This window comes from Streptomyces sp. L2, assembly GCF_004124325.1.
Classification (GTDB): Bacteria; Actinomycetota; Actinomycetes; order Streptomycetales; family Streptomycetaceae; genus Streptomyces.
On record NZ_QBDT01000001.1, the window covers coordinates 5424335 to 5449120 of the forward strand.

The following is a 24786-nucleotide window of genomic DNA, read 5'->3' on the forward strand; positions in this document are numbered from 1 at the left end:
GGACCCGGTGCGCCCAGACTGGGAGGATGAACCCGAGCCAGACCGATGCCTACCTTCGCCGTATCGGCGCCGCCCGCCCCGGACGGGCCACCGCCGACGCCCTGCGCGAACTGCACCTGTGCCATCTGCGGACGGTCCCCTTCGAGAACCTGTCGATCCACCTCGGGGAGGAGATCGTGCTGGAGGAGAAGCGGCTGCTGGACAAGGTGGTCGAGGCCCGGCGGGGCGGCTTCTGCTACGAACTGAACGGCGCGTTCGGCGCGCTGCTCGCCTCGCTCGGCTACGAGGTCGTACCGCTCGCGGGCCGCGTCCACGGGGACGAGGGCCGGCTCGGTATCCCCTACGACCACATGGCGCTGCGGGTGCGGTCGGTGGACGGCGCCGAGTGGCTGGCCGACGTGGGGTTCGGGGCACACAGCCACTACCCGCTGGCCTTCGCCGACCGCGCGGAACAGGCCGACCCCGGGGGAGTGTTCCGGCTGGCCGAGGCGGGGCCGGACGCGGACGGGGTGGTGGACCGGGACCTGGACGTCGTACGGGACGGCAGGCCCCAGTACCGGCTGGAGACAAGGCCCCGGGCGCTGGCGGACTTCACGGCCGGAGCCTGGTGGCACAGCACCTCGCCGCGCTCGCACTTCACGCGGTCGCTGGTCTGCTCACGGATCACCGGGGACGGAGGACGCGTCACGCTCAGCGGGCGCACCCTGACCACGACCGCCGCCGACGGCACGAAGGAGGCGCGCGAGCTGGAGGCCGACGAGGAGGTGCTCGCCGTGTACCGGGAGCGGTTCGGGATCGGGCTGACCACGGTGCCCGTGGTCCGGGAGGGCGGCCGGCACGGCTGAGAATGGGAACGTGAGCGATGTGAGACATGTGCTGGTGCTGCCCGACCGGGATGCCGCCGAGGAGGTGGCCGGGGTGCTCGGGGAGCGGTTCCGGGTGGACGAGGAGCCGCGGCTCGTCCGGGACGCGCTGGCCGGTGAGGACGACGCCGAGGACGCGCAGTGGCTCGTGCTGCTGCGCGACGAGGAGGGGCGGCTGGACCCCGGTGAGCTGGACGCGTTCGTGGGGGAGTGGGAGGGGTGGCGGGAGGAGCCGTGACACCCATGACACCCCGCTGTGCTGTCAGTGGGGCGTGCCATGCTTGTCGCGATGGCCAGGAACACTGCGAATGACGACCCTCTCGCCCCGGTGACACTCGCCGTGGGCCAGGAGGACCTGCTGCTCGACCGTGCCGTGCGGGAGGTGGTGGCCGCCGCGAGGGCCGCCGACGCCGACACGGACGTACGGGACCTGACCCCGGACCAGTTGCAGCCCGGCACGCTCGCCGAGCTGACGAGCCCGTCGCTGTTCGCGGAGCGCAAGGTCGTGGTCGTACGCAACGCGCAGGACCTGTCCGCCGACACGGTCAAGGACGTGAAGGCGTACCTCGGGGCGCCCGCCGAGGAGATCACGCTCGTGCTGCTGCACGCCGGCGGGGCCAAGGGCAAGGGGCTGCTGGACGCCGCGCGCAAGGCGGGGGCACGGGAGGTGGCCTGCCCCAAGATGACCAAGCCGGCGGACCGGCTGGCGTTCGTGCGGCAGGAGTTCCGGGGGTTCGGCAGGTCCGCGACGCCCGAGGCCTGCCAGGCGCTGGTCGACGCGATCGGCAGTGATCTGCGGGAGCTGGCCTCGGCGGTGGCGCAGCTGGTCGCCGATGTCGAGGGCACCGTCGACGAGGCCGTCGTGGGGCGGTACTACACGGGGCGGGCCGAGGCGTCGAGCTTCACCGTCGCCGACCGGGCGGTGGAGGGGCGTACGGCGGAGGCGCTGGAGGCGCTCAGATGGTCGCTGGCGACCGGGGTGGCGCCGGTGCTGATCACCAGCGCGCTGGCGCAGGGGGTCCGGGCGATCGGGAAGCTGGCGTCCGCGCGTGGGGGGCGGCCGGCGGATCTCGCGCGGGAGCTGGGGATGCCGCCGTGGAAGATCGATCGGGTGCGGCAGCAGATGCGGGGGTGGACGCCGGACGGGGTGTCCGTGGCGTTGCGGGCGGTCGCCGAGGCGGATGCGGGGGTTAAGGGCGGGGGCGATGATCCTGAGTACGCGTTGGAGAAGGCGGTCGTGGTGATCGCCCGGGCCGCCCGGTCCCGGGGGCGCGGGTAGGCCCACCGGGGCTTCGCCCCAGACCCCGCCAGGGGCTCCACCCCTGGACCCCGCCCCGCCCACCCACCACCCGACCCTGTGGGGCAAGAGCTGAACGAACGGCTCCGCCGGCCCGGTGGGCTGGAAACCGGCCGGAGGGCCGCGCCGCTCGGGGGTCAAGAGCTGAACGAAGAGCCGCGCCGGCCCGGTGGGCGGGGAGTGGCCGAAGGCCCCGTCGCTCCCCTGGGGAGGGGAGCGACGGGGCCTTCGGTTACAGATGGTGGCCTCGCACCCGCGTGGCGAACGCAGGCCGCGTGCGAGGTCGGGGTGCCGGACGGGAGCGGATGAGAGAGGGCCCGCTCTGGGTCCTTCCGGCGGTCAGATCAGAAAGGTGTTCAGCCCTTGAGGGTCGCGACCTTGGACGCCAGCGCCGACTTCTTGTTGGCGGCCTGGTTCTTGTGGATGACGCCCTTCGAGACGGCCTTGTCGAGCTGACGCGCGGCAGCGCGCTGGTACTCGGTGGCCTTCTCGACGTCACCCGCGGCAGCGGCCTCACGGGCCTTGCGGATCGCGGTCTTCAGAGAGGACTTGACGGCCTTGTTGCGCAGCCGGGCCTTCTCGTTGGTCTTGTTCCGCTTGATCTGGGACTTGATGTTCGCCACGAAGGAGCCTTTTCAGGTTCGAGTGCGGGGCCAGTGAAGGTCCCGCACCGGTGATCCAAAATTTCTCTGACGTGCCTCGCGCTGAGAGGGCATGAGGCACAGCCCCCCACAGTACCAGCGGCCCTCCGGACGGCCCAAAACGGTCCCCGGTCCCTGCGCGTGGGACCATGGAGGCTACGTATCGATCCGACCCGAGACCGTTACCCGGCGGATACCTCAAGAATCAGGACCCTGCGTGCCCGCGACCCCTAACCATGTGCCCGAGCCGAGCCGTACCGACCCGGCTCTGATCCGCAATTTCTGCATCATCGCGCACATCGACCACGGCAAGTCCACGCTCGCCGACCGGATGCTCCAGCTGACCGGTGTGGTCGAGCAGCGGCAGATGCGTGCTCAGTACCTCGACCGGATGGACATCGAGCGCGAGCGCGGCATCACGATCAAGTCCCAGGCGGTGCGTCTGCCCTGGGCCCCGACCGAGGGCCCCGACCAGGGCGCGACCCACATCCTCAACATGATCGACACCCCGGGGCACGTCGACTTCACCTACGAGGTCTCGCGGTCGCTGGCCGCCTGCGAGGGCACCATCCTCCTCGTCGACGCCGCCCAGGGCATCGAGGCGCAGACCCTCGCCAACCTCTACCTGGCGATGGAGAACGACCTCACGATCATCCCCGTACTGAACAAGATCGACCTTCCGGCGGCCCAGCCCGAGAAGTTCGCCGAGGAGCTGGCGAACCTGGTCGGCTGCGACCCCGCCGACGTGCTCAAGGTCTCCGCGAAGACCGGTCTCGGCGTGGACGCGCTGCTGAACCGGGTCGTGCAGGAGATCCCGGCCCCGGTCGGTGTCGCCGACGCGCCTGCCCGCGCCATGATCTTCGACTCCGTCTACGACTCCTACCGGGGCGTCGTGACGTACGTCCGTGTCATCGACGGCCAGCTCAACAAGCGCGAGCGCATCAAGATGATGTCCACCGGCGCGACCCACGAGCTGCTGGAGATCGGCACGAACTCGCCGGAGATGCTGCCGGCCGACGGCCTGGGCGTCGGCGAGGTGGGCTATCTGATCACCGGTGTGAAGGACGTCCGCCAGTCCAAGGTCGGTGACACCGTCACCAGCCAGAACAAGGGCGCCACGGAGGCGCTCGGCGGGTACAAGGACCCCAAGCCCATGGTGTTCTCCGGGCTGTACCCGCTGGACGGGTCCGACTACCCGGAGCTGCGCGAGGCGCTGGACAAGCTCCAGCTCAACGACGCCGCGCTGGTCTACGAGCCGGAGACCTCCGCCGCCCTCGGCTTCGGTTTCCGCGTCGGCTTCCTCGGCCTGCTGCACCTGGACGTGATCCGGGAGCGGCTGGAGCGCGAGTTCGGCCTGGACCTGATCGCCACCGCCCCCAACGTGGTCTACCGCGTGGTCATGGAGGACGGCAGCGAGCACACGGTCACCAACCCGAGCGAGTTCCCCGAAGGCAAGATCAACGACGTCTACGAGCCGGTCGTGCGGGCCACCATCCTCGCGCCGACCGAGTTCATCGGCTCGATCATGGAGCTGTGCCAGACCCGGCGCGGCACCCTGCTCGGCATGGACTACCTCTCGGAGGACCGGGTCGAGATCCGCTACACCCTGCCGCTGGCGGAGATCGTCTTCGACTTCTTCGACCAGCTGAAGTCCAAGACCCGCGGCTACGCGTCCCTGGACTACGAGCCCACCGGCGAGCAGACCAGCTCCCTGGTGAAGGTCGACATCCTGCTGCACGGCGACAAGGTGGACGCCTTCTCGGCGATCACGCACAAGGACGCGGCGTACGCCTACGGCGTCCGGCTCGTCGCCAAGCTGCGCGAGCTGATCCCGAGGCAGGCCTTCGAGGTGCCCATCCAGGCCGCCATCGGCTCCCGGGTGATCGCCCGCGAGACCATCCGCGCCATCCGCAAGGACGTCCTCGCCAAGTGCTACGGCGGTGACATCTCCCGCAAGAGGAAGCTGCTGGAGAAGCAGAAGGAAGGCAAGAAGCGGATGAAGATGGTGGGTTCCGTGGAGGTTCCGCAGGAGGCCTTCATCGCCGTCCTCTCCAGCGATGACAGCGCGGGGTCGGGCAAGACCAAGAAGTAACCGACGGTAAGAGGGGTCGGTGCCCGCAAACCGGGTGCAAACCGTGCGCAAGAGGGGCTCGCCGTGTGAAAGCGCGGCGGGCCCCTGCGCGCGCGTAGCGTCGCTCTGAGTGGAAAGTGACAGGCCGAAGCCCCTTACGCAGCGGCCGGTCGCCCCTTACCCTGATGCCTGCTCGATAGTTACTCGCGAGTTAAACAACGACGAGTCGAACAACGAACCCCAGCCCCACCCCGTGAGTCAGCCCCACCCGTGAGTCAACCCCGCCGCACTGAGCCAGCCGCACTGTCGCGGGCCCCGGAGGATGTCGTGAGCGACACACAGACCCTGATCGAGAACCGTCCGCCGTCCGTCGCGGCCCTCTTCCTGGAGCGCGTGGCGGCCACACCGGACGCCGAGGCCTACCGCCATCCGGTGCCTCCGGCTTCCGGCGAGGGCCCCGACGACTGGAAGTCGCTGAACTGGGCTCAGGCCGCCGCACGGGTGTTCGCGATCGCGGCCGGACTCATCGAACTGGGCGTCCAGCCCGAGCAGCGCGTCGCGCTCGCCTCCTCGACGCGCGTGGAGTGGATCCTCGCCGACCTCGGCATCATGTGCGCGGGCGGCGCCACCACCACCGTCTACCCGCAGACCAACGCCGACGAGTCCGCGTTCATCCTCTCCGACTCCGAGAGCCGGGTGCTGATCGCCGAGGACGCCGCCCAGCTCGCCAAGGCCGTCGAGAAGCGCGCCGAGCTGCCCGGGCTGACCAAGGTCGTCGTCATCGACGCGGCCGGAGTCGAGCCGGGCGACTGGGTGATCACCCTCGCCGAACTGGAGGAGCGCGGCACCGCCTACCTCCAGACGCACCCCGAGCTGATCAAGGAGCGGGTCGGCGCGATCACCGGCGACCAGCTCGCCACCCTGATCTACACCTCCGGCACCACCGGCCGGCCCAAGGGTGTGCGCCTGCCGCACGACAACTGGTCGTACATGGCGAAGGCGATCGCCGCGACCGGCCTGGTCACCATGGACGACGTGCAGTACCTGTGGCTGCCGCTCGCCCACGTCTTCGGCAAGGTGCTCACCTCGGGGCAGATCGAGGTCGGCCACGTCACCGCTGTCGACGGCCGCGTGGACAAGATCATCGAGAACCTGCCGGTCGTCCGGCCCACTTACATGGCGGCCGTCCCGCGCATCTTCGAGAAGGTCTACAACGGCGTCGCGGCCAAGGCCCGCGAGGGCGGCCCGGCCAAGTACAAGATCTTCCAGTGGGCCGCCGAGGTCGCCCGCGAGTACGCCAAGGTCACCCAGGACAACTTCCGGCGCACCGGCGTCCACTCCGCGCCCTTCGGCCTGGCCGCCAAGCACAAGGTCGCCGACACCCTCGTCTACGGCAAGCTCCGCGAGGCCTTCGGCGGCCGGCTGCGCGCCTGCGTCTCGGGCGCCTCCGCGCTCGCCCCGGACATCGGCTACTTCTTCGCCGGCGCCGGCATCCACATCCTGGAGGGCTACGGCCTCACGGAGACCTCCGCCGCCTCCTTCGTCAACCCCGGCGAGGCCTACCGCACCGGCACGGTCGGCAAGCCGCTGCCCGGCACGGAGGTGCGGATCGCGGACGACGGCGAGATCCTGCTGCGCGGCCCCGGCGTCATGCAGGGCTACCACCAGCTGCCCGAGAAGACGACCGAGGTGCTGGAGTCCGACGGCTGGTTCCACACCGGCGACATCGGCGAGCTGTCCAACGACGGCTACCTGCGCATCACCGACCGCAAGAAGGACCTCATCAAGACCTCCGGCGGCAAGTACGTCGCCCCGGCCGAGGTCGAGGGGCAGTTCAAGGCGGTGTGCCCCTACGTCTCCAACATCCTCGTGCACGGCGCCGACCGTAACTACTGCACCGCCCTCATCGCCCTCGACGAGATCGCGATCCTGCAGTGGGCCAAGGAGAACGGGCTGGACGGCGCGTCCTACGCCGAGGTGGTTGCTGCGCCGCAGACTGTGGAGATGGTCGACGGGTATGTCAGGCAGCTCAACGAGGGGCTGCAGCGCTGGCAGACCATCAAGAAGTTCCGGCTGCTGCCGCGGGATCTGGATGTGGAGCACGGGGAGATCACGCCGTCGCTGAAGCTGAAGAGGCCTGTGGTGGAGCGGGAGTACCGGCATCTGATCGATGAGATGTACGCGGGGGCGCGGGAGGCGTAAGGGGGCTGGGGGTACGTGGGGAGCCGCGGGTCCGTTGTGGTTGATCGCGCCCCCGCGGCGGAGCCGCATATTGAAAGCGGCCCCGCGCCCCTGGGTGGGTTGCGGCCGAGCGAGTTCCAAAGGTGACCGGTTCTGGCGCTGTCGTAGCACAGATTTCGGGCTTCGGTGTCCGGTTTCGTGACTCAGTGCTCATGTGTGGGGCCTGTCTGTCACGCTGGCCGCATGGACATGGCTGCCATACCGGTGCAGCGGGAGAGCGGTGCCCCCGGGCGTGAGGTGCGGGGGCACGCCGGGCTGCCTGGGAGTCCTCTCGCGCCGGGGGCCGCCCGGACGCTGGTGCGGGCCGCTCTCGCCGACGCGCCCGGGGTGTCCGGGCGGCTCGTGGACGATGCCATGGCCGTCGTCAGTGAGCTGGTCACCAATGCCGTCGTGCACGCCGGGACCGATGTGGAGGTGGACTGGCGGCTGGAGGGGAGCGGCGTGTTCGTCGTCGAGGTGCGCGACCACCATCCGGCGCGGGCCCCGCGTGACGCCGCCGGCGGCGAGGTGTCGTACGAGACGGCCGAGTACGGGCGGGGGCTGCGGCTGGTCGGCTCCCTCGCGGAGTCCTGGGGGGTCACCTACCGCACCGGTGCCAAGACGGTGTGGGCCAGGATCACCGGCGAGGGCGGCGTGCCCCCCGACGGGCCCGCGCTGGACGTCGCCGAGATCCTCGCCCCGCGCCCGCAGGGCCCCGGACGCGACCGGGACTGGCTCGGCCGGGGCGCGCTGTCCTTCCTCGCCGAGGCCTCCGACCTACTCGCCGGCCAGCTCGACGAGAACCTCGTCGCCGCCCTCACCGGCCAGCTGCTCGTGCCCCGGCTCGCCGACTGGTGCGCGATCTGGCTGGAGGACGAGGCGACCGCACGCGGCGGCGACGGCACCGGACCCGCCCGCGTCTGGCACGCCAGCGAGAACCTCATCGAGGAACTGCACCGGGCCCTGGAGAAGGAGCCGCCCCAGCACGGCGACGGGCTGCTCCGCTCGGGCCCTGAGCCGTACGCCTGGCCCGGCGACGCGCTCGGCCCGCAGCACGCCGACGGCACGGCGCTGGCGTACCGGCTGATCGCCGGCGGCCGTCCGCTGGGCACGCTGGTCATCGGCCGCTGCGGGCTGTCCCGCTTCCCCGACGAGGTCACCGGGCTCGTCGAGGACCTCGGCCGCCGGGTGGCCCTCGCCATCGGCGCGGCCCGCCAGTACGCCCGGCAGGCCACCATCAGCGCCGTCCTGCAGCGCGGCCTGCTGCCCGGCGCGGTCGCGGAGATCCCCGGGCTGCGCAGCGCGCTCGTGTACGAGCCGTGCGACAAGGGCGGCCCCAGCGGCGACTTCTACGACCTGTTCCCGGCGGGCGACGGCCGCTGGTGCTTCGCCGTCGGTGACGTGCAGGGGAAGGGACCGGAGGCCGCCGTCGTCATCGGGCTCGCCCGGCCCTGGCTGCGGCTGCTGGCCCGCGAGGGATACCGGGTCGCCGACGTGCTGGACCGGCTCAACCAGCTCCTCCTCGACGACGCGACCGAGGCGGCCGACGCCGCCGCCCGCGCGCTGGTCACGGCCGGCGGGCGGCCGCTGATCGCCGGGGACGGGCCGCAGACACGGTTCCTGTCCCTGCTGTACGGGGAGCTGACGCCGTACGAGGGCGGTGTGCGCTGCACGCTGGCCTCGGCGGGGCATCCGCTGCCGCTCGTCCTCAGCCCGGACGGGTCCGTCCGTACGGCGGCGCGCCCCCAGACGCTGCTCGGTGTCGTCGAGGACGAGTCGTATACGAGTGAGACCGTCGAACTGCGGTCCGGTGACAGTCTGCTGTGCGTCACCGACGGGGTGACCGAGCGGCGCTCGGGCTCTCGGCAGTTCGACGACGGTGATGGACTGGCGCGGGCGCTGGGCGGCTGCGCCGGGCTCAGTGCGGAGAGGATCGCTGAGCGGATTCGGCGCCTGGTGCATGATTTTGGCGGGGGGCTGCCTGAGGATGATCTTGCTTTGCTGGTGCTGCAGGCGGAGTGACGCCTCGGGCGCCGGTGTGGTGTGTCGGCTGCGGGGCGGTGGGGGTTCTCGCGCAGTTCCCCGCGTCCCTTTCGGGGCGCTGCTGTCGAAGGCGTTGCCTTCGCGCCCGAAGGCTGTGGGACTTCATGTCCCGTCCTTGTTGGACAATGGGCGGTATGCCTTCCGCACTTCCCGATGGTGAGCCTGTTCCCGGTGATGGGGCGCTGCCGGACTCCGCGCTCGCCGGGGTCGCCGGGCGGCCCCTCGGGTTCTATCTGCATGTGCCGTACTGCGCGACCAGGTGCGGCTACTGCGACTTCAACACCTACACGGCGACCGAGCTGCGCGGCACGGGCGGGGTGCTGGCGTCCCGGGACAACTACGCGGACACGCTGATCGAGGAGGTCCGCCTCGCCCGCAAGGTGCTCGGCGACGACCCGCGCGCGGTGCGTACGGTGTTCGTCGGGGGCGGTACGCCGACCCTGCTGGCGGCCGGGGACCTCGTACGGATGCTGGGGGCGATCCGCGACGAGTTCGGGCTGGCGCCGGACGCCGAGGTCACCACGGAGGCCAACCCCGAGTCCGTCGACCCGGCGTACCTCGCCACCCTCCGCGAGGGCGGCTTCAACCGGATCTCCTTCGGGATGCAGAGCGCCAGGCAGCACGTGCTGCGCGTGCTCGACCGCACCCACACCCCGGGCCGCCCCGAGGCCTGCGTCGCCGAGGCCCGCGCGGCCGGGTTCGAGCACGTCAACCTGGATCTGATCTACGGCACCCCGGGGGAGAGCGACGACGACTGGCGCGCCTCCCTGGAGGCGGCCCTCGGCGCGGCCCCGGACCACATCAGCGCCTACGCCCTCATCGTCGAGGAGGGCACCCAGCTCGCCCGCCGCATCCGCCGGGGCGAGGTCCCGATGACCGACGACGACGTGCACGCCGACCGGTACCTGATCGCCGAGGAGACCCTCGCGGCGGCCGGCTTCGACTGGTACGAGGTGTCCAACTGGGCCACCTCCGAGGCGGGCCGCTGCCTGCACAACGAGCTGTACTGGCGCGGCGCCGACTGGTGGGGCGCCGGACCGGGCGCGCACAGTCACGTCGGCGGCGTGCGCTGGTGGAACGTGAAGCACCCGGGGGCGTACGCGGCGGCCCTCGCCTCCGGGCGTTCCCCGGGCGCCGGACGCGAACTGCTCTCGGCGGAGGACCGGCGCGTGGAGCGCATCCTGCTGGAGCTGCGGCTCAGGGAGGGCGCCCCGCTGTCCCTGCTGCGCGAGCAGGGTCTCGCGGCCTCCAGGCGGGCCCTCGCGGACGGACTGCTCCAGCAGGGGCCGTACGACGACGGCCGTGCCGTGCTGACCCTGCGCGGGCGGCTGCTGGCGGACGCGGTGGTGCGGGACCTCGTGGACTGACGGAGCCGGCCCGCAGGGGGAGACTCAGGGCACGGTCACGAAGTCGATGAGGCGCTCCACCGACCCCAGCAGCTCCGGTTCCAGGTCCCGGTAGGAGCCCACGCGGGCCAGGATCGCCTGCCAGACCGCGCCGGTGTTGTCCGACGGCCAGCCCAGCGCCCGGCACACGCCCGTCTTCCAGTCCTGGCCGTGCGGGACGCGCGGCCAGCCGGGGATGTCCAGGGACGACGGCTTCACCGCCTCCCAGATGTCGATGTACGGGTGGCCCACGACCAGCGCGTGCTCGCTCGTCACCGACTCGGCGATCCGCCACTCCTTCGTGCCCGGCAGCAGATGGTCCACGAGTACGCCGAGGCGGGCGTCAGGGCCGGGAGCGAACTCGGCGACGATCGAGGGCAGGTCGTCCACGCCCTCCAGGTACTCCACGACCACGCCCTCGATGCGCAGGTCGTCGCCCCACACCTTCTCGACCAGCTCGGCGTCGTGCCGGCCCTCCACGTAGATGCGGCCGGCGCGGGCCACCCGGGCGCGGGCACCGGGTACGGCGACCGAACCGGACGCCGTACGGGTGGGACGCACCGGAGCGGAGGAGGACGACGGGCGTACGAGCGTCACCACGCGCCCCTCCAGCAGGAAGCCGCGCGGCTCCAGCGGGAACACCCGGTGCTTGCCGAAGCGGTCCTCCAGGGTCACCGTGGCCGCCTCGCAGCGGACCACCGCCCCGCAGAAGCCGGAGCCGGGCTCCTCCACCACCAGACCGGGCTCCGCCGGAACCTCCGGGACGGGCTTCGGTTTCTTCCAGGGGGGAGTGAGGTCGGAGGAGTACTGGCGCATTCGGATGACGATAGGAGAAGCGGCGCGCCCGCACGCACGACACGCCGAAGCCGGGCGGCGGCGCGGCTCAGCTCACGCCGAAACGCGCCGCCAGCGCGTCCCGTTGACGTCGCACGAAGGCCGCGTCCACCACCGCTCCGTGACCGGGGACGTACAGCGCGTCCGGGCCGCCCAGCGCCAGCAGCCGGTCCAGGGCGTCGGGCCAGCGGGACGGTACGGCGTCCGGGCCGGCCTGCGGCTCGCCCGACTCCTCGACCAGATCGCCGCAGAACACCACCTCCGGGTCGCCCGGCACCAGCACCGCGAGGTCGTGCGCCGTGTGGCCGGGTCCGACGTTGGCCAGCAGCGCCTGCCGGCCCTCGCCGAGATCGAGGGTCCACTCGCCGGACACCAGGTGGCGGGGCGTGGCGAGGGCGGTCACCGCCGCGTCGGCGTCCTCGGCCGGCAGGCCCTCCCGGACCGCGTCCGCGCGCAGCTCCCCGCGCCCGGCGGCGAACACCGCGTCCGTGCCGACCGCCGCGTACACCTCCGCTCCCGCGAACGAGGCCGCGCCGAAGACGTGGTCGAAATGGGGATGCGTCAGCGCGAGATGAGTCACACGGCCGCCGGCCAGCACCTCGGCCTGGGCGCGGATCCGCGTGCCCTCCGCGAGGCTCGACCCGGCGTCCACGAGGAGCGCCGCGCCCGCCCCGACGACCAGCCCCGCCGTGCAGTCCCAGCCCGGCAGCCGGCACCGCCCGACCCCCGCGCCCAGCCGTTCCCACCCCAGCCCTTCCCAAGTCAAGGTCATACCGCGACGCTAACTCCACGACCCCCGGAGCAGCACCGACCTTGCCCGGGGACCACCCCACGGCCGTACACTGGGCCGGGGAATGCTGGCACTCGCATGCGCAGAGTGCCAGGCGGAAGACCTGAAGGGCCGCGGGGACGACATGCTGGAGGTGTGCGCGGGTGCTGAGTGAACGCAGGCTGCAGGTGCTGCGCGCCATCGTCCAGGACTATGTCGGAACCGAGGAACCGGTGGGGTCCAAGGCGCTCACCGAGCGGCACAGCCTCGGCGTGTCCCCGGCGACCGTCCGCAACGACATGGCGGTCCTGGAGGACGAGGGGTACATCGCGCAGCCGCACACCAGCGCCGGGCGGATCCCCACGGACAAGGGCTACCGGCTGTTCGTTGACAAGCTCGCGGGCGTCAAGCCGATGACCGGGCCCGAGCGCCGGGCCATCCAGAACTTCCTGGAGGGCGCCGTCGACCTCGACGACGTCGTCGCCCGCACGGTGCGGCTGCTCGCGCAGCTGACCCGGCAGGTCGCCGTCGTGCAGTACCCGTCGCTGACCCGGTCCACGGTGCGGCACGTGGAACTGCTCGCGCTCGCGCCCGCGCGCGTGATGCTTGTGCTGATCACAGACACCGGTCGGGTCGAGCAGCGGATGATCGACTGCCCGGCTCCGTTCGGCGAGGCGTCTCTCGCGGACCTCAGGGCGCGGCTCAACAGCCGGGTCGCCGGCCGCCGGTTCACCGATGTGCCCCGGCTGGTCGAAGACCTGCCGGAGGGCTTCGAGGCGGAGGACCGCGGCACGGTCTCGACGGTGCTCTCCACGCTGCTGGAGGCGCTCGTCGAGGAGAGCGAGGAGCGGCTGATGATCGGCGGCACCGCCAACCTCACCCGCTTCGGGCACGACTTCCCCCTCACGATCCGGCCCGTCCTGGAGGCCCTGGAGGAGCAGGTCGTGCTCCTCAAGCTCCTCGGCGAGGCGAAGGATCCGGGCATGACCGTGCGCATCGGTCACGAGAACGCCCATGAAGGACTCAACTCAACTTCAGTGGTGTCGGTCGGCTACGGTTCGGGCGGCGAGGCAGTAGCCAAGCTCGGCGTGGTCGGACCGACCCGCATGGATTACCCGGGAACGATGGGAGCGGTAAGAGCGGTGGCACGGTACGTCGGACAGATCCTGGCGGAGTCGTAAGTGGCCACGGACTACTACGCCGTTCTCGGCGTGCGCCGCGACGCGTCGCAGGATGAGATCAAGAAGGCGTTCCGTCGGCTCGCGCGCGAGCTGCACCCGGACGTCAACCCGGACCCGAAGACCCAGGAGCGGTTCAAGGAGATCAACGCCGCCTACGAGGTGCTGTCGGACCCGCAGAAGAAGCAGGTCTACGACCTCGGCGGCGACCCCCTCTCCCAGTCGGGCGGGGCGGGCGCGGGCGGCTTCGGAGCAGGCGGCTTCGGCAACTTCTCCGACATCATGGACGCGTTCTTCGGTACTGCGTCGCAGCGCGGCCCGCGCTCGCGCACCCGGCGCGGCCAGGACGCGATGATCCGCATCGAGGTCGAACTGGACGAGGCGGCCTTCGGGACGACCAAGGACATCCAGGTCGACACCGCGGTCGTCTGCAACACCTGCAACGGCGAGGGCGCGGCCCCCGGCACGTCGGCCCAGACGTGTGACATGTGCCGCGGCCGCGGCGAGGTCTCCCAGGTCACCCGGTCCTTCCTCGGCCAGGTCATGACCTCCCGGCCCTGCCCCCAGTGCCAGGGCTTCGGCACGGTCGTGCCGACCCCGTGCCCGGAGTGCGCCGGTGACGGCCGGGTCCGCTCGCGGCGGACGCTGACCGTGAAGATCCCGGCCGGTGTCGACAACGGCACCCGGATCCAGCTCGCCGGCGAGGGCGAGGTCGGTCCGGGCGGTGGTCCGGCCGGCGACCTGTACGTGGAGATCCACGAGCTGCCGCACAGCACCTTCCAGCGGCGCGGCGACGACCTGCACTGCACGGTCACCATCCCGATGACCGCGGCGGCCCTCGGCACGAAGGTGCCGCTGGAGACGCTGGACGGCCTGGAGGAGGTCGACATCCGGCCCGGCACCCAGTCCGGCCAGTCGATCCCGCTGCACGGCCGGGGCGTCACGCACCTGCGCGGCGGCGGCCGCGGCGACCTCATCGTGCACGTCGAGGTGACCACGCCGACCAAGCTGGACCCCGAGCAGGAGCGCGTGCTGCGCGAACTGGCCAAGCTGCGGGGCGAGGAGCGTCCGCAGGGGCAGTTCCAGCCGGGCCAGCAGGGGCTGTTCTCCCGGCTGAAGGACGCCTTCAACGGCCGCTGAGACCCGGCCCGGAGCAGTGCCGTGAACCGGCCGGGGGCGGCGTCGCGAAGGCGTCCGTCCCGGCCCGCATGAGGCCCTGCCTGAGGCGCATGTGCCAGGGGAAAGGCCCGATTCGGACTTGTTCGGAGGACGTGACAACATGCGGTCATGTCCTCCGCACTGACCGATCTCTTCCCCCAGCCGATCGTGCAGGCCCCCATGGCGGGCGGCGTCTCCGTCCCGCTGCTCGCCGCCGCCGTCTGCGAGGCCGGCGGCCTCGGGTTCCTCGCCGCCGGCTACAAGACCGCCGACGGCATGTACCAGGAGATCAAGCAGCTGCGGAGCCTCACCGCCCACCCCTTCGGTGTGAACGTGTTCATGCCCCAGCCCGAGCACGGCGAGTCCGGCGCGGTCGAGGTCTACGCCCACCAACTCGCCGGAGAAGCCGCCTGGTACGAGACCGAGCTGGGCGACCCCGAAAGCGGCCGGGACGACGGCTACGACGCCAAGCTCGCCGTCCTCCTCGACAACCCGGTCCCGGTGGTCTCCTTCCACTTCGGCGTGCCCGAGCGGGAGGTCCTCGACGCGCTGCGCAGGGCCGGCACCTACACGCTGGTCACCGCCACCACCGCCGAGGAGGCCCGCGCGGTGGAGCGGGCCGGCGCCGACGCGGTCATCGCCCAGGGCGCGGAGGCCGGCGGCCACCAGGGCACCCACCGCGACCTCGCGGAGAACGGCGGCGGCACCGGGCTGCTCTCGCTGATCGCCCAGGTCCGCGAGGCTGTCAGCCTCCCCGTCGTCGCCGCCGGCGGCATCATGCGGGGCAGCCAGATCGCCGCCGCCCTCGCCGCCGGCGCGAGCGCGGCCCAGCTGGGCACGGCCTTCCTCGCCACCCCCGAGTCCGGGGCCCACGCCCTGCACAAACAGGCCCTCACCAACCCCCTGTTCACCCGCACCGAGCCGACCCGCGCCTTCTCCGGCCGGCCCGCCCGCGCCCTGGTCAACCGCTTCCTGCGCGAGCACGGCCCGTACGCCCCGGCCGCCTACCCGGAGGTCCACCACCTGACCGCGCCGCTGCGCAAGGCCGCGGCGAAGGCCCAGGACGCGCAGGGCATGGCGCTGTGGGCCGGGCAGGGGCACCGGATGGCCCGTGAGCTGCCCGCGGGCCGGCTGGTGGAGACGCTGGCCGCCGAACTCGCCGACGCGCGGACAGCGTTGTCGCGGGGCGGTGCCCGATGACCGCGCCGGTGTTCCTCGTCGACTCCCTGGACGGCGTCGGCCCCGGCTCGGTCGTCGACGTGACCGGCCCCGAGGGGCGGCACGCGGTCTCCGTACGGCGGCTGCAGCCCGGCGAGGAGGTCGTGGTCACCGACGGCCGGGGCAGGGGAGCGGCCGGGGTCGTGCTCAGCGTGTCCGGCAAGGACCATCTGGTCGTCCAGCCGCACACGTTCCCGGTGGAGGCCGAGCCCAGCCCGCGGATCACCGTCGTGCAGGCGCTGCCCAAGGGCGACCGGGGCGAGCTGGCCGTGGAGACGATGACCGAGGTGGGCGTCGACGCGATCGTGCCCTGGCAGGCGGCCCGCTGCATCACCCAGTGGAAGGGCGAGCGCGGCCAGAAGGCCCTCGGCAAGTGGCGGGCCACCGCCCGCGAGGCCGGCAAGCAGTCCCGGCGGCTGCGCTTCCCGGAGGTCGCGGACGCCGCCACCGGCAAACAGGTTGCCTCACTTCTCGCCGAAGCCGACTTCGCCGCCGTGCTCCACGAGAGCGGCGAGGAGCGCCTGGCCACCGCCGAACTCCCCGGCCGGGGAAACATCGTGCTGGTCGTCGGCCCCGAAGGCGGCGTCTCACCCGAGGAGCTGGCCCTGTTCGCCGAGGCGGGGGCCCGGCCCTACGTCCTGGGTCCTACTGTGTTGCGTACATCGACCGCCGGCACCGCCGCCGCGGCCCTGCTCCTGGGCCGCACCGGCCGCTGGTCCTGACAGCACCACACCACATCAGGGGGAAGCACCGTGGAACTCGCGCAAGTACGGCTCCTCGTCACCGACTTCGCCGCCTGCTACCGCTTCTACGCCGACGTCCTCGGCCTCAAGCCGCAGTCCGGCGCGACCGAGGGGCCGTACGAGAAGTTCAGCCCGCACGTCGGCTCCGCCGGCATCGCGCTGCAGGACCGCGCGATGATGGCCCAGGTCCTCGGCGAACTCGGCGAGACCGCCACCGGCCACCGCTCCCTGGTCGTCCTGCGCGTCGACGACCTCGACGCCTACACGACCGAGATCGTCTCCCGGGGCGCCACCCTGGTGCACGGCCCCGCCCCCATGACCGACCGCATGCGCGTCGCCCACCTCAAGGACCCGGAGGGCAACCTGGTGGAACTCCAGGAGTGGCTTCTGCTGCGCACCTGACGGCGACAGCGCACAGCAGCTCCGGATCGTCCACCTCACCGCCCGCCGGCCACCTGCTCCCCAACTCCTCGACGAAGGCCCGTACGACCGCCGGTTCGTGGAGATTGACCGCGTGCCCGTGGTCGTCGGCGACGAGCCCGAAGTGCCCGCCCCAGCCGCCGTCGAGGCTGGGCAGCGCGATCCGCACCGGGACACCGTCCCGGAACAGCGACAGCACCTCGGAGCAGGCAGGGCCGTCCACCCGGTGCCGGTGCCGGACGGTCCACCGGTAGACGGTCCCGTCCACCACCAGCCGCCTCAGTCTGGGTCTCGTGCTCACCGACTCACCCTAGAACAGGGCATGTTGCCCGTACGGGTGAGTGGCCGCTTGTGGTCTGTCGCTCGGGGGTCGGGGGTGGGACGCTGCTGTTCATGGGGGTATGGGGACGGTATCGGTGGTGGCCGCGCGGGGCGCGGGTGGTGGCTGTCGCGGGAGTCGTGCTGGTCGGGACGGGAGTTGTCGCCGCGTGTGATCCGGGTGGGCTGAGCTCCACCACGGCCGCGTACACCACCGACAAGACCGCGACCGACGAACTCAAGCGGCAGCACGTCAATGTCGCCTGGCTGACCTGCACGGGCCGGTACCAGGGCGGGCAGAAGGCGTACACGCCGGGGAAGACGCCCGCACCCACCCAGCGCACCGTGATCTCCGTCGACTGCCAGGGCCGCACCAAGGACGGACGGAAGATCACCGTCACCGGCAAGGTCACCAAGGCCGTCGACGGCGCCTGCGTGCGCGGCGACCTGACCGCCAAGGTCGCCGGCCGGCAGGTCTTCCACGTCAGCGGCCTCGGAGACTGCGGCGCCACCCCCGCCCCGACGCACCGCCAGCCCGGCACGCACGGGCCGGCCCCGGCCGTCACGGTCACCGTCACCCGCACCATCTGGTGCAAGGGCGACCCCACCTGCTGGCCGGTACAAGGCAAGTGATCGAAAACCGGTGCGCGGCGCACGGCCCGCCGCATAAGGTGACCGGGTGACTCAGGGCACTGCCACGGGACCCCTCGGCTACCTCCGACACCCGCACCCGCACGGCGACTTGGTGGCCTTCGTCGCCGAGGACGACGTCTGGCTCGCCCCCCTCGACGGCGGCCGCGCCTGGCGGGTCAGCGCCGACAACATGCCCGTCACCGTGCCCCGGATCTCACCCGACGGCACCCACCTCGCCTGGACCTCCACCCGCGACGGCGCCCCCGAGGTGGTCCTCGCGCCGGTGGACGGCGGCCCGGCCACCCGGCTCACCCACTGGGGCAACGGGCGCACCGAGACCCGCGGCTGGACCCCCGACGGCCAGGTCCTCGCGGTCAGCGCGCAGGGCCGCCCCAGCAACCGCCACACCTGGGCGCACGCCGTCCCGCTCGACGGCGGCCCGGCGGCCAACCTGCCGTACGGCCCCGTCGGCGACGTCGCGTTCGGCCCCGCCACCGTCCTGCTGTCCGCGCCGATGGGCCGCGAGGCCGCCCACTGGAAGCGCTACCGGGGCGGCACCGCCGGCAAACTGTGGATCGACCGCGCCGGCGACGGCGACTTCACCCGCCTGCACGAGGACCTGGCCGGCAACATCGAATGCCCCGTGTGGGCCGGCGACCGGCTCGCCTTCCTTTCCGACCACGAAGGCACCGGTGCCCTCTACTCCTCCCTCGCCGACGGCTCCGACCTGCGCCGCCACACCCCCCTCGACGGCTTCTACGCCCGCCACGCCGCCGGCGACGGCACCCGGATCGCCTACACCAGCGGCGGCCGGCTGTGGCTCCTCGACGACCTGGACGGCGCCGAACCCCGCCCCCTGGACATCAGGCTCGGCGGACCCCGCACCGACCTGCGGTCCTACCCGCTGACCGCGGCCCGCTGGCTCGGCGAGGCGTCCCCCGACCACACCGCGCGCGGCAGCGCCGTCTGCGTGCGCGGCGGCGTCCACTGGGTCACCCACCGCTCCGGGCCCGCCCGCGCCCTCGCCGCCACCCCCGGCGTCCGCGCCCGCCTGCCCCGCACCTTCCGCGCGGACGGCGAGGAATGGGCCGTCTGGGTCACCGACGCCGAGGGCGACGACGCCCTCGAATTCGCCCCCGCCACCGGCCTGACCCCCGGCGCCACCCCCCGCCGCCTCGCCGCCGGCCGGCTCGGCCGCGTCCTGGAACTCGCCATGTCCCCCGACGGCAGCCGCGCCGCCGTCGCCGCACACGACGGCCGGCTGCTCCTCGTCGAACGGGAGACCGGCGAGGTCCGCGAGGTCGACCACTGCGACGACGGCGAGGTCTCCGGACTGGCCTTCTCACCCGACTCCGGCTGGCTCGCCTGGTCCCACCCCGGGCCCCGCCCCCTCGCCCAGCTCCGGATCGCCCACACCACCGACCTGACCGTCACCGACGCGACCCCGCTCCGCTTCCACGACCACGCGCCCGCGTTCACCCTCGACGGCAAACACCTCGCCTTCCTCTCCGACCGCGCCTTCGACCCCGTCTACGACGAACACGTCTTCGACCTCGCCTTCGTCGCCGGCACCCGCCCGCACCTGATCACCCTCGCCGCCACCACGCCCTCACCGTTCGGCCCGCAGCGCCACGGCCGCCCCGTCGAGGCCCCGGACAAGGACGAGACCCCCGACAGCGAGGGCACCCCCGCCACCCGCGTCGACCTCGAAGGCCTCGCCGACCGGATCCTCCCCTTCCCCGTCGAGGCCGGCCGCTACTCCGGGCTGCGCGCGGCCAAGGACGGCGTCCTCTGGCTGCGCCACCCCGTGCACGGTGTCCTCGGCGCCTCCCGGGCCCACCCCGACGACCCCGACCCGCACACCGAGCTGGAGCGCTACGACCTCACCCAGCGGCGCCTGGAACACCTCGCCTCCGACGCCGGCCACTACGAGGTCAGCGGCGACGGCAAACGCGTCCTGCTGTGGACCGACGGCCGCCTCCGCGTCGTCCCCAGCGACCGGCGCGCCGGATCCGACGACGACGGCGACACCAGCCTCACCGTCGACCTCGCCCGCATCCGGCAGACCGTCGACCCGGCCGCCGAGTGGCGCCAGATGTACGACGAGACCGGCCGCCTCGCCCGCGACCACTTCTGGCGGCCCGACCTCGGCGGCATCGACTGGGACGCGGTCCTCGACCGCTACCGCCCGCTGCTGGACCGCGTCGCCACCCACACCGACCTCCTCGACGTGCTGTGGGAGGTGCACGGCGAACTCGGCACCTCCCACGCGTACGTCATCCCCGGCGGCCCGGGCGGCCACGGCCCCCGGCACGGCCTGCTCGGCGCCGACATCTCCCGCCACGCCGACGGCGGCTGGCGCGTCGACCGCATCCTGCCCGCCGAGACCTCCGACCCCGACGCCCGCTCCCCGCTCGCCGCACCCGGCGTCGCCGTACGCCCCGGCGACGCGATCGTCGCCGTCGCCGGACACCTCGTCGACCCGGTGACCGGCCCCGGCCCGCTCCTCGCCGGCACCGCCGGACAGCCCGTCGAACTGACGATCTCCCCGGCCGGCGGCGGCGAGCTCCGCCACACGGTCGTCGTCCCCGTGGCCGACGAGGAACCGCTGCGCTACCACGCCTGGATCGCCGGCCTGCGCGCCCGCGTCCACGAGGCGTCCGGCGGCCGGCTCGGCTACCTCCACGTCCCCGACATGCAGGCCCCCGGCTGGGCTCAGATCCACCGCGACCTGCGCGTCGAGGTCGCCCGCGAAGGACTCGTCGTCGACGTCCGGGAGAACCGCGGCGGCCACACCTCCCAACTCGTCGTGGAGAAACTGGCCCGCCGCATCATCGGCTGGGACCTGCCCCGCGGCATGCGTCCCACCAGCTACCCGATGGACGCACCGCGCGGCCCCGTCGTCGCCGTCGCCAACGAGTTCTCCGGCTCCGACGGCGACATCGTCAACGCCGCGATCCGCGCCCTCGGCATCGGCCCCGTCGTCGGCACCCGCACCTGGGGCGGAGTCATCGGCATCGACAGCCGCTACCACCTCATCGACGGCACCCTGGTCACCCAGCCCAAGTACGCGATGTGGCTGGAGGGCTTCGGCTGGGACGTGGAGAACCACGGCGTGGACCCGGACGTGGAGGTCGTCCAGAGACCCCAGGACTGGGCAGCGGGCAGGGACACCCAACTGGAAGCAGCAATCCAGCTGGCCCTGGAGACATTGGAGACACGGCCCCCGAAAACTCCTCCAACCCTCCCCACCTAAAGGGGCGCGGGGCTGTATCGATATGCGGCTCTGCCGCGTGGGCGCGACCAGCCCCCACCGGCCCGCAGCCAACCGACTACCATGCCCCTTATCGATCACCTGGACAGAGGAGTGCCGCATGACAGGCGAGGCAGAGAACGACTGCCTGTTCTGCAAAATCGTCGCGGGCCAGATCCCCGCGACCATCGTCCGAGAGACGGAAACCACCCTCGCCTTCCGGGACATAAACCCCCAGGCCCCCACCCACGTCCTGGTGATCCCCAAGGCCCACTACAAGAACGCGGCCGAGCTCGCCGCAGGCGCCCCGCAGCTCGCCGCCGACGTCCTCGCCGCCACCCAGGCCGTCGCCGACGACGAGAAGCTGGACAGCTACCGCACCGTCTTCAACACCGGCGCCGGCGCCGGACAGACCGTGTGGCACGCCCACGCGCACGTCCTCGGCGGCCGTGGCCTGGAATGGCCTCCCGGGTAACGAGCCGTGTCCGTCCGCGAATTGGTGGTCCTGGGCACCGCCAGCCAGGTGCCCACCCGGCACCGCAACCACAACGGCTACCTGCTCCGCTGGGACGGCGAGGGCATCCTCTTCGACCCCGGCGAGGGCACCCAGCGGCAGATGCTGCGCGCCGGGGTCGCCGCCCATGACCTGAACCGGATCTGCGTCACGCACTTCCACGGCGACCACTCCCTCGGCCTCGCCGGAGTGATCCAGCGGATCAACCTCGACCAGGTGCCGCACGAGGTCACCGCGCACTACCCGCGCTCCGGGCAGCGCTTCTTCGACCGGCTGCGGTACGCGACGGCCTACCGGGAGACGGTCCGCCTCACCGAGGCACCGGCCGACCGCGACGGCGTCCTCGCGGCGACACCGTCGTACACGCTCGAAGCCCGCAAGCTGTCCCACCCCGTCGAGTCCTACGGCTACCGGCTCACCGAACCCGACGGCCGCCGCATGCTGCCCGAGCGGCTCGCCGCGCACGGCGTCAAGGGACCCGACGTCGGCCGTATCCAGCGGGAGGGACGGCTCGGGGACGTCACGCTGGAGCAGGTCAGCGAGGTGCGGCGCGGGCAGCGGTTCGCGTTCGTCATGGACACCCGGCTGTGCGAGGGCGTGCACGCGCTCGCAGAGGACTGCGACCTCCTCGTCATCGAGTCCACCTTCCTCGACGAGGACGCGGGACTCGCCGCCGACCACGGCCACCTGACGGCCGGACAGGCCGCCGGCGTGGCCCGGGACGCGGGCGTACGGCACCTCGTGCTCACCCACTTCAGCCAGCGCTACGCCGACCCCGTGGAGTTCGAGCGGCAGGCGCGCGCCGCCGGCTTCGAGGGGGAGCTGACCGTGGCCCGCGACCTCGACCGCGTACCCGTACCGAAGCGCAGGTGACACGGCCGTACGATGCTTTGATGCCTCTCCCGAAAGCCGAACTGCACCTCCACATCGAAGGCACCCTGGAGCCCGAGCTGGCCTTCGAGCTGGCCGCGCGCAACGGCGTCGACCTGCCGTACGGGGACACCGACGACCTGCGCAAGGCGTACCAGTTCGAGGATCTGCAGTCCTTCCTGAACCTCTACTACGAGCTGATGGCCGTCCTGCGCACCGAGCAGGACTTCGCGGACCTCGCCGACGGCTATCTCACCCGGGCCGCCGCTCAGGGCGTGCGGCACGCGGAGATCTTCTTCGACCCGCAGGCGCACCTCGCCCGGGGCATCTCCATGGCCACCGTCGTGGAGGGGCTGTGGCGGGCGCTGGGCCGCAGCGAGGAGAACCACGGCGTCTCCACCCGCCTCATCCTCTGCTTCCTGCGCGACGAGTCCGCCGAGGCGGCCCTGCGCACCCTGGCCGCCGCCGAGCCCTACCTGGACCGGATCACCGGGGTCGGACTGGACTCGGCCGAGGTCGGGCACCCGCCGGTGAAGTTCCGCGAGGTGTACGAGCGTGCCGCCGAACTCGGGCTGCGGCGCGTGGCGCACGCCGGTGAGGAGGGCCCGCCGGAGTACATCACCGAGGCGCTGGACGTGCTCGGCGTGGAGCGCGTCGACCACGGGCTGCGCTGCGTGGAGGACCCGGCGCTGGTCGAGCGGCTGGTCCGGGAGCGGATCCCGCTGACCCTGTGCCCGCTGTCCAACGTCCGGCTGCGGGCCGTGGACAGCCTGGCCGCCCACCCGCTGCCGGCCATGCTCGACGCCGGACTGCTCTGCACGGTCAACTCCGACGACCCGGCCTACTTCGGCGGCTACGCGGGCGACAACTTCGCCGCCGTCCGCGACACGCTGGGCCTGACCGAGGAGCGGCTGCGCGAGCTGGCCCGCAACTCCTTCCTCGCCTCCTTCCTGGAGGACGACGAGGAGCGGCGGGCGCGCTACCTCGCCGAGGTGGAGGCGTACGAGTTCGCGGAGCCGGCCTCGTAGGCGCCCGGCCCGGCGGTGCCGTAGGCCTGCGGCCGGGGCACGGGGTTCTCCACCGGGATCTCGACCACCGGGATCTCGGCGACGGGGATTTCGGCCACCGGCAGCGTCCGCCGGCCCGTGCGCAGGGCGACCGCGGTCATCGGCACCGCCAGCGCGAGCAGTCCGGCCGCCAGGACGGCGCCCATCCCGGCGAAGCCCGCCCGCGCGGCCAGCACGCTGCCGGTGAGCGGTCCGGCCGCCGTACCCAGCGAGGACGCCGAGCCGACCAGCACCGCCCAGCGGCCGCGCGGGTCCAGGGCGGAGGCGAGCCCGATGACGTACGACAGCACGACCGGGTAGAGCAGGTTCCAGGCGATCTCGCCGCCGGCGAAGGCCCGCAGGCCGGTCGCCGACGCGCTGAGCGCGATACAGCCCGCGATCAGGGCCGTACCGCCGCCGATGGGCACCGCCAGGCCCAGCCGGGGCCCGAGCGCGCCCGCGGCCACCACCCCGAGCAGTCCGGCACCCAGCGCGACGGCGAACACCACGCCGACCGTGACCTCGCTGAGGTGCGCCTGCGCGAGACCGATACGGCCGCTCACCCCCCACAGGGAGTTCTGCGCCAGCGACCAGCAGGTCATCGCGGTGGCCAGCAGCAGCCCGGCCCGCCGGTGGGGGAGCCGGCCCCGCTCGGCGAGCGTACGGACGGGCGCCGTACGGCCGTCGAGGCGGCCGGTGAACGGCCACACGGCGACCGCGGTGAGGGCGAGCGCGGCGAGGGGCAGGGCGTGGCCGGGGCCGAGGTGGGGGATCGTCAGATAGAGCGCCCCGGCGAGGGCGGAGACGCCGAGCAGGCCCAGGGTCGTGACCCGGTGGGGGTCCCGCTGAGCGGCGATACCGCCGGCGGCGACCGCCGTGACCGTGCCGGAGCCGAAGCCGCCGGCGACCGCGCCCGCGACGACGGCCGGCACCGCGCCGGAGAGGGCGGCGCCGCCGTAGCCGAGCACGGCGAGGAGGAGACCGAGGCGGGCGAGCCGGCGGGCGCCGATCCGCTCCACGCGGGAGGCCAGCAGGAAGCCCGCCGCCGCCGAACCCAGCAGCAGCGCACTGCCGACGGCGCCCGCCTGGGTGGCGGTCAGCGGCAGACCCCGGTCCAGTCTGCCGATGGTGGTCGGCAGCAGGTACGGCGCGAGGTAACCGGCCGTGAAGAGGGCGACGAGGGGCCACGGAGTGGCGCGAGAGGCGGGCACGGGCGTTCCTGGGCAGGCTGAAGGGGGGGCGTCACGGCGGACGCGGCAGGAGGTGAGGTGCGACGGCCGTCGACGGACAGGCGGCGCGCGAGCAAGTTGTA

Annotated in this window: 22 protein-coding genes; 17 read left to right on the top strand and 5 right to left on the bottom strand. The window is 72.7% G+C overall.

What is annotated here, in order from left to right:
* Nucleotides 1–26 precede the first annotated feature (26 nt).
* The 3 genes from DBP14_RS24205 to holA are packed head-to-tail and all read left to right on the top strand — an operon-like array spanning nucleotide 27 to nucleotide 2142.
* Nucleotides 27–845 carry an arylamine N-acetyltransferase gene (locus tag DBP14_RS24205; RefSeq protein WP_129309223.1) on the top strand — a complete coding sequence of 273 codons (819 nt, stop codon included), beginning with the start codon at nucleotides 27–29 and terminating at the stop codon, nucleotides 843–845.
* A gap of 10 nt (nucleotides 846–855) precedes the next feature.
* The gene (locus DBP14_RS24210; RefSeq protein ID WP_129309224.1) at nucleotides 856–1101 is read left to right on the top strand and encodes a hypothetical protein; all 246 of its coding nucleotides are present in this window, start codon (nucleotides 856–858) and stop codon (nucleotides 1099–1101) included.
* A 51-nt stretch (nucleotides 1102–1152) separates the two neighbouring features.
* A complete protein-coding gene (holA, locus tag DBP14_RS24215) occupies nucleotides 1153–2142 on the top strand; it encodes a DNA polymerase III subunit delta (RefSeq protein ID WP_206739337.1) in 990 nt (329 codons plus the stop codon).
* Nucleotides 2143–2516: 374 nt separating this feature from the next.
* Here the strand turns inward: holA and rpsT are convergent, their stop codons facing one another.
* On the bottom strand, nucleotides 2517–2783 hold the full coding sequence (gene rpsT / locus DBP14_RS24220; protein WP_129309226.1) for a 30S ribosomal protein S20: 267 nt from the start codon (nucleotides 2781–2783) through the stop codon (nucleotides 2517–2519).
* Between the two features lie 235 nt (nucleotides 2784–3018).
* Between rpsT and lepA the strand changes: the two genes are divergently transcribed.
* From lepA to hemW, 4 genes are all read left to right on the top strand, one after another.
* Nucleotides 3019–4893: a translation elongation factor 4 gene (gene lepA, locus DBP14_RS24225; protein ID WP_129309227.1), complete on the top strand. Its 1875-nt coding sequence runs from the start codon at nucleotides 3019–3021 to the stop codon at nucleotides 4891–4893.
* A 306-nt stretch (nucleotides 4894–5199) separates the two neighbouring features.
* Nucleotides 5200–7074, top strand: a complete 1875-nt coding sequence (locus DBP14_RS24230) for an AMP-dependent synthetase/ligase (RefSeq protein ID WP_164992398.1) — start codon at nucleotides 5200–5202, stop codon at nucleotides 7072–7074.
* 228 nt (nucleotides 7075–7302) lie between these two features.
* Nucleotides 7303–9114, top strand: coding sequence for a SpoIIE family protein phosphatase (locus DBP14_RS24235; protein WP_206739468.1), 1812 nt, complete (start codon nucleotides 7303–7305; stop codon nucleotides 9112–9114).
* 155 nt (nucleotides 9115–9269) lie between these two features.
* Entirely contained in the window at nucleotides 9270–10502 is a 1233-nt protein-coding gene (gene hemW, locus DBP14_RS24240; RefSeq protein WP_129309229.1) for a radical SAM family heme chaperone HemW, read from the top strand.
* A gap of 24 nt (nucleotides 10503–10526) precedes the next feature.
* Here hemW and DBP14_RS24245 read toward each other — a convergent pair whose 3' ends face one another.
* Together DBP14_RS24245 and DBP14_RS24250 are read right to left on the bottom strand one after the other, a co-directional pair.
* Nucleotides 10527–11336 (bottom strand): DUF3097 domain-containing protein, encoded by an 810-nt coding sequence (locus DBP14_RS24245; RefSeq protein ID WP_129309230.1) that lies wholly within the window; start codon nucleotides 11334–11336, stop codon nucleotides 10527–10529.
* 67 nt (nucleotides 11337–11403) lie between these two features.
* Complete coding sequence (locus DBP14_RS24250) at nucleotides 11404–12126, bottom strand: MBL fold metallo-hydrolase (protein WP_129309231.1); 723 nt, start codon at nucleotides 12124–12126, stop codon at nucleotides 11404–11406.
* Between the two features lie 161 nt (nucleotides 12127–12287).
* Here DBP14_RS24250 and hrcA point away from each other — a divergent pair, with 161 nt between their 5' ends.
* From hrcA to DBP14_RS24275, 5 genes are all read left to right on the top strand, one after another.
* Nucleotides 12288–13304, top strand: coding sequence for a heat-inducible transcriptional repressor HrcA (gene hrcA / locus DBP14_RS24255; RefSeq protein ID WP_129309232.1), 1017 nt, complete (start codon nucleotides 12288–12290; stop codon nucleotides 13302–13304).
* Nucleotides 13305–14441, top strand: coding sequence for a molecular chaperone DnaJ (gene dnaJ, locus DBP14_RS24260; protein ID WP_129309233.1), 1137 nt, complete (start codon nucleotides 13305–13307; stop codon nucleotides 14439–14441). It begins immediately after the preceding gene.
* A 147-nt stretch (nucleotides 14442–14588) separates the two neighbouring features.
* Nucleotides 14589–15659 carry a nitronate monooxygenase gene (locus DBP14_RS24265; RefSeq protein WP_129309234.1) on the top strand — a complete coding sequence of 357 codons (1071 nt, stop codon included), beginning with the start codon at nucleotides 14589–14591 and terminating at the stop codon, nucleotides 15657–15659.
* Nucleotides 15656–16399, top strand: a complete 744-nt coding sequence (locus DBP14_RS24270; protein ID WP_129309235.1) for a 16S rRNA (uracil(1498)-N(3))-methyltransferase — start codon at nucleotides 15656–15658, stop codon at nucleotides 16397–16399. Before DBP14_RS24265 ends, DBP14_RS24270 begins: the two co-directional genes overlap by 4 nt.
* A 30-nt stretch (nucleotides 16400–16429) precedes the next feature.
* The gene (locus DBP14_RS24275; RefSeq protein ID WP_129309236.1) at nucleotides 16430–16822 is read left to right on the top strand and encodes a VOC family protein; all 393 of its coding nucleotides are present in this window, start codon (nucleotides 16430–16432) and stop codon (nucleotides 16820–16822) included.
* Here the strand turns inward: DBP14_RS24275 and DBP14_RS24280 are convergent.
* Nucleotides 16764–17141, bottom strand: coding sequence for a hypothetical protein (locus DBP14_RS24280; protein WP_129309237.1), 378 nt, complete (start codon nucleotides 17139–17141; stop codon nucleotides 16764–16766). The two genes, DBP14_RS24275 and DBP14_RS24280, sit on opposite strands and share 59 nt — an antisense overlap.
* A 137-nt stretch (nucleotides 17142–17278) precedes the next feature.
* On the opposite strand from DBP14_RS24280, the gene DBP14_RS24285 reads away from it, so the two are divergent.
* The 5 genes from DBP14_RS24285 to DBP14_RS24305 all read left to right on the top strand — a co-directional run bounded on the left by DBP14_RS24285 (nucleotide 17279) and on the right by DBP14_RS24305 (nucleotide 23456).
* Nucleotides 17279–17791, top strand: a complete 513-nt coding sequence (locus DBP14_RS24285) for a hypothetical protein (RefSeq protein ID WP_164992399.1) — start codon at nucleotides 17279–17281, stop codon at nucleotides 17789–17791.
* Between the two features lie 46 nt (nucleotides 17792–17837).
* The gene (locus DBP14_RS24290) at nucleotides 17838–21047 is read left to right on the top strand and encodes a S41 family peptidase (RefSeq protein WP_206739338.1); all 3210 of its coding nucleotides are present in this window, start codon (nucleotides 17838–17840) and stop codon (nucleotides 21045–21047) included.
* Between the two features lie 118 nt (nucleotides 21048–21165).
* A complete protein-coding gene (locus tag DBP14_RS24295; RefSeq protein WP_129309240.1) occupies nucleotides 21166–21519 on the top strand; it encodes a histidine triad nucleotide-binding protein in 354 nt (117 codons plus the stop codon).
* A gap of 6 nt (nucleotides 21520–21525) precedes the next feature.
* On the top strand, nucleotides 21526–22431 hold the full coding sequence (locus DBP14_RS24300; RefSeq protein ID WP_129309241.1) for a ribonuclease Z: 906 nt from the start codon (nucleotides 21526–21528) through the stop codon (nucleotides 22429–22431).
* A 20-nt stretch (nucleotides 22432–22451) separates the two neighbouring features.
* Nucleotides 22452–23456, top strand: coding sequence for an adenosine deaminase (locus tag DBP14_RS24305; protein WP_164992400.1), 1005 nt, complete (start codon nucleotides 22452–22454; stop codon nucleotides 23454–23456).
* Here DBP14_RS24305 and DBP14_RS24310 read toward each other — a convergent pair.
* A complete protein-coding gene (locus DBP14_RS24310) occupies nucleotides 23408–24685 on the bottom strand; it encodes an MFS transporter (RefSeq protein WP_129309243.1) in 1278 nt (425 codons plus the stop codon). The two genes, DBP14_RS24305 and DBP14_RS24310, sit on opposite strands and share 49 nt — an antisense overlap.
* Between the last annotated feature and the right edge of the window lie 101 nt (nucleotides 24686–24786).

Excerpts from the sequence above, each read along its gene's own strand:
- DBP14_RS24295 (WP_129309240.1), top strand. The coding sequence starts at position 21,166 with ATGACAGGCGAGGCAGAGAACGACTGCCTGTTCTGCAAAATCGTCGCG.
- DBP14_RS24250 (WP_129309231.1), bottom strand. The coding sequence starts at position 12,126 with ATGACCTTGACTTGGGAAGGGCTGGGGTGGGAACGGCTGGGCGCGGGG.
- DBP14_RS24205 (WP_129309223.1), top strand. The coding sequence starts at position 27 with ATGAACCCGAGCCAGACCGATGCCTACCTTCGCCGTATCGGCGCCGCC.
- holA (WP_206739337.1), top strand. The coding sequence starts at position 1,153 with ATGGCCAGGAACACTGCGAATGACGACCCTCTCGCCCCGGTGACACTC.
- DBP14_RS24270 (WP_129309235.1), top strand. The coding sequence starts at position 15,656 with ATGACCGCGCCGGTGTTCCTCGTCGACTCCCTGGACGGCGTCGGCCCC.
- DBP14_RS24305 (WP_164992400.1), top strand. The coding sequence starts at position 22,452 with ATGCCTCTCCCGAAAGCCGAACTGCACCTCCACATCGAAGGCACCCTG.
- DBP14_RS24265 (WP_129309234.1), top strand. The coding sequence starts at position 14,589 with ATGTCCTCCGCACTGACCGATCTCTTCCCCCAGCCGATCGTGCAGGCC.
- hemW (WP_129309229.1), top strand. The coding sequence starts at position 9,270 with ATGCCTTCCGCACTTCCCGATGGTGAGCCTGTTCCCGGTGATGGGGCG.
- DBP14_RS24235 (WP_206739468.1), top strand. The coding sequence starts at position 7,303 with ATGGCTGCCATACCGGTGCAGCGGGAGAGCGGTGCCCCCGGGCGTGAG.
- DBP14_RS24245 (WP_129309230.1), bottom strand. The coding sequence starts at position 11,336 with ATGCGCCAGTACTCCTCCGACCTCACTCCCCCCTGGAAGAAACCGAAG.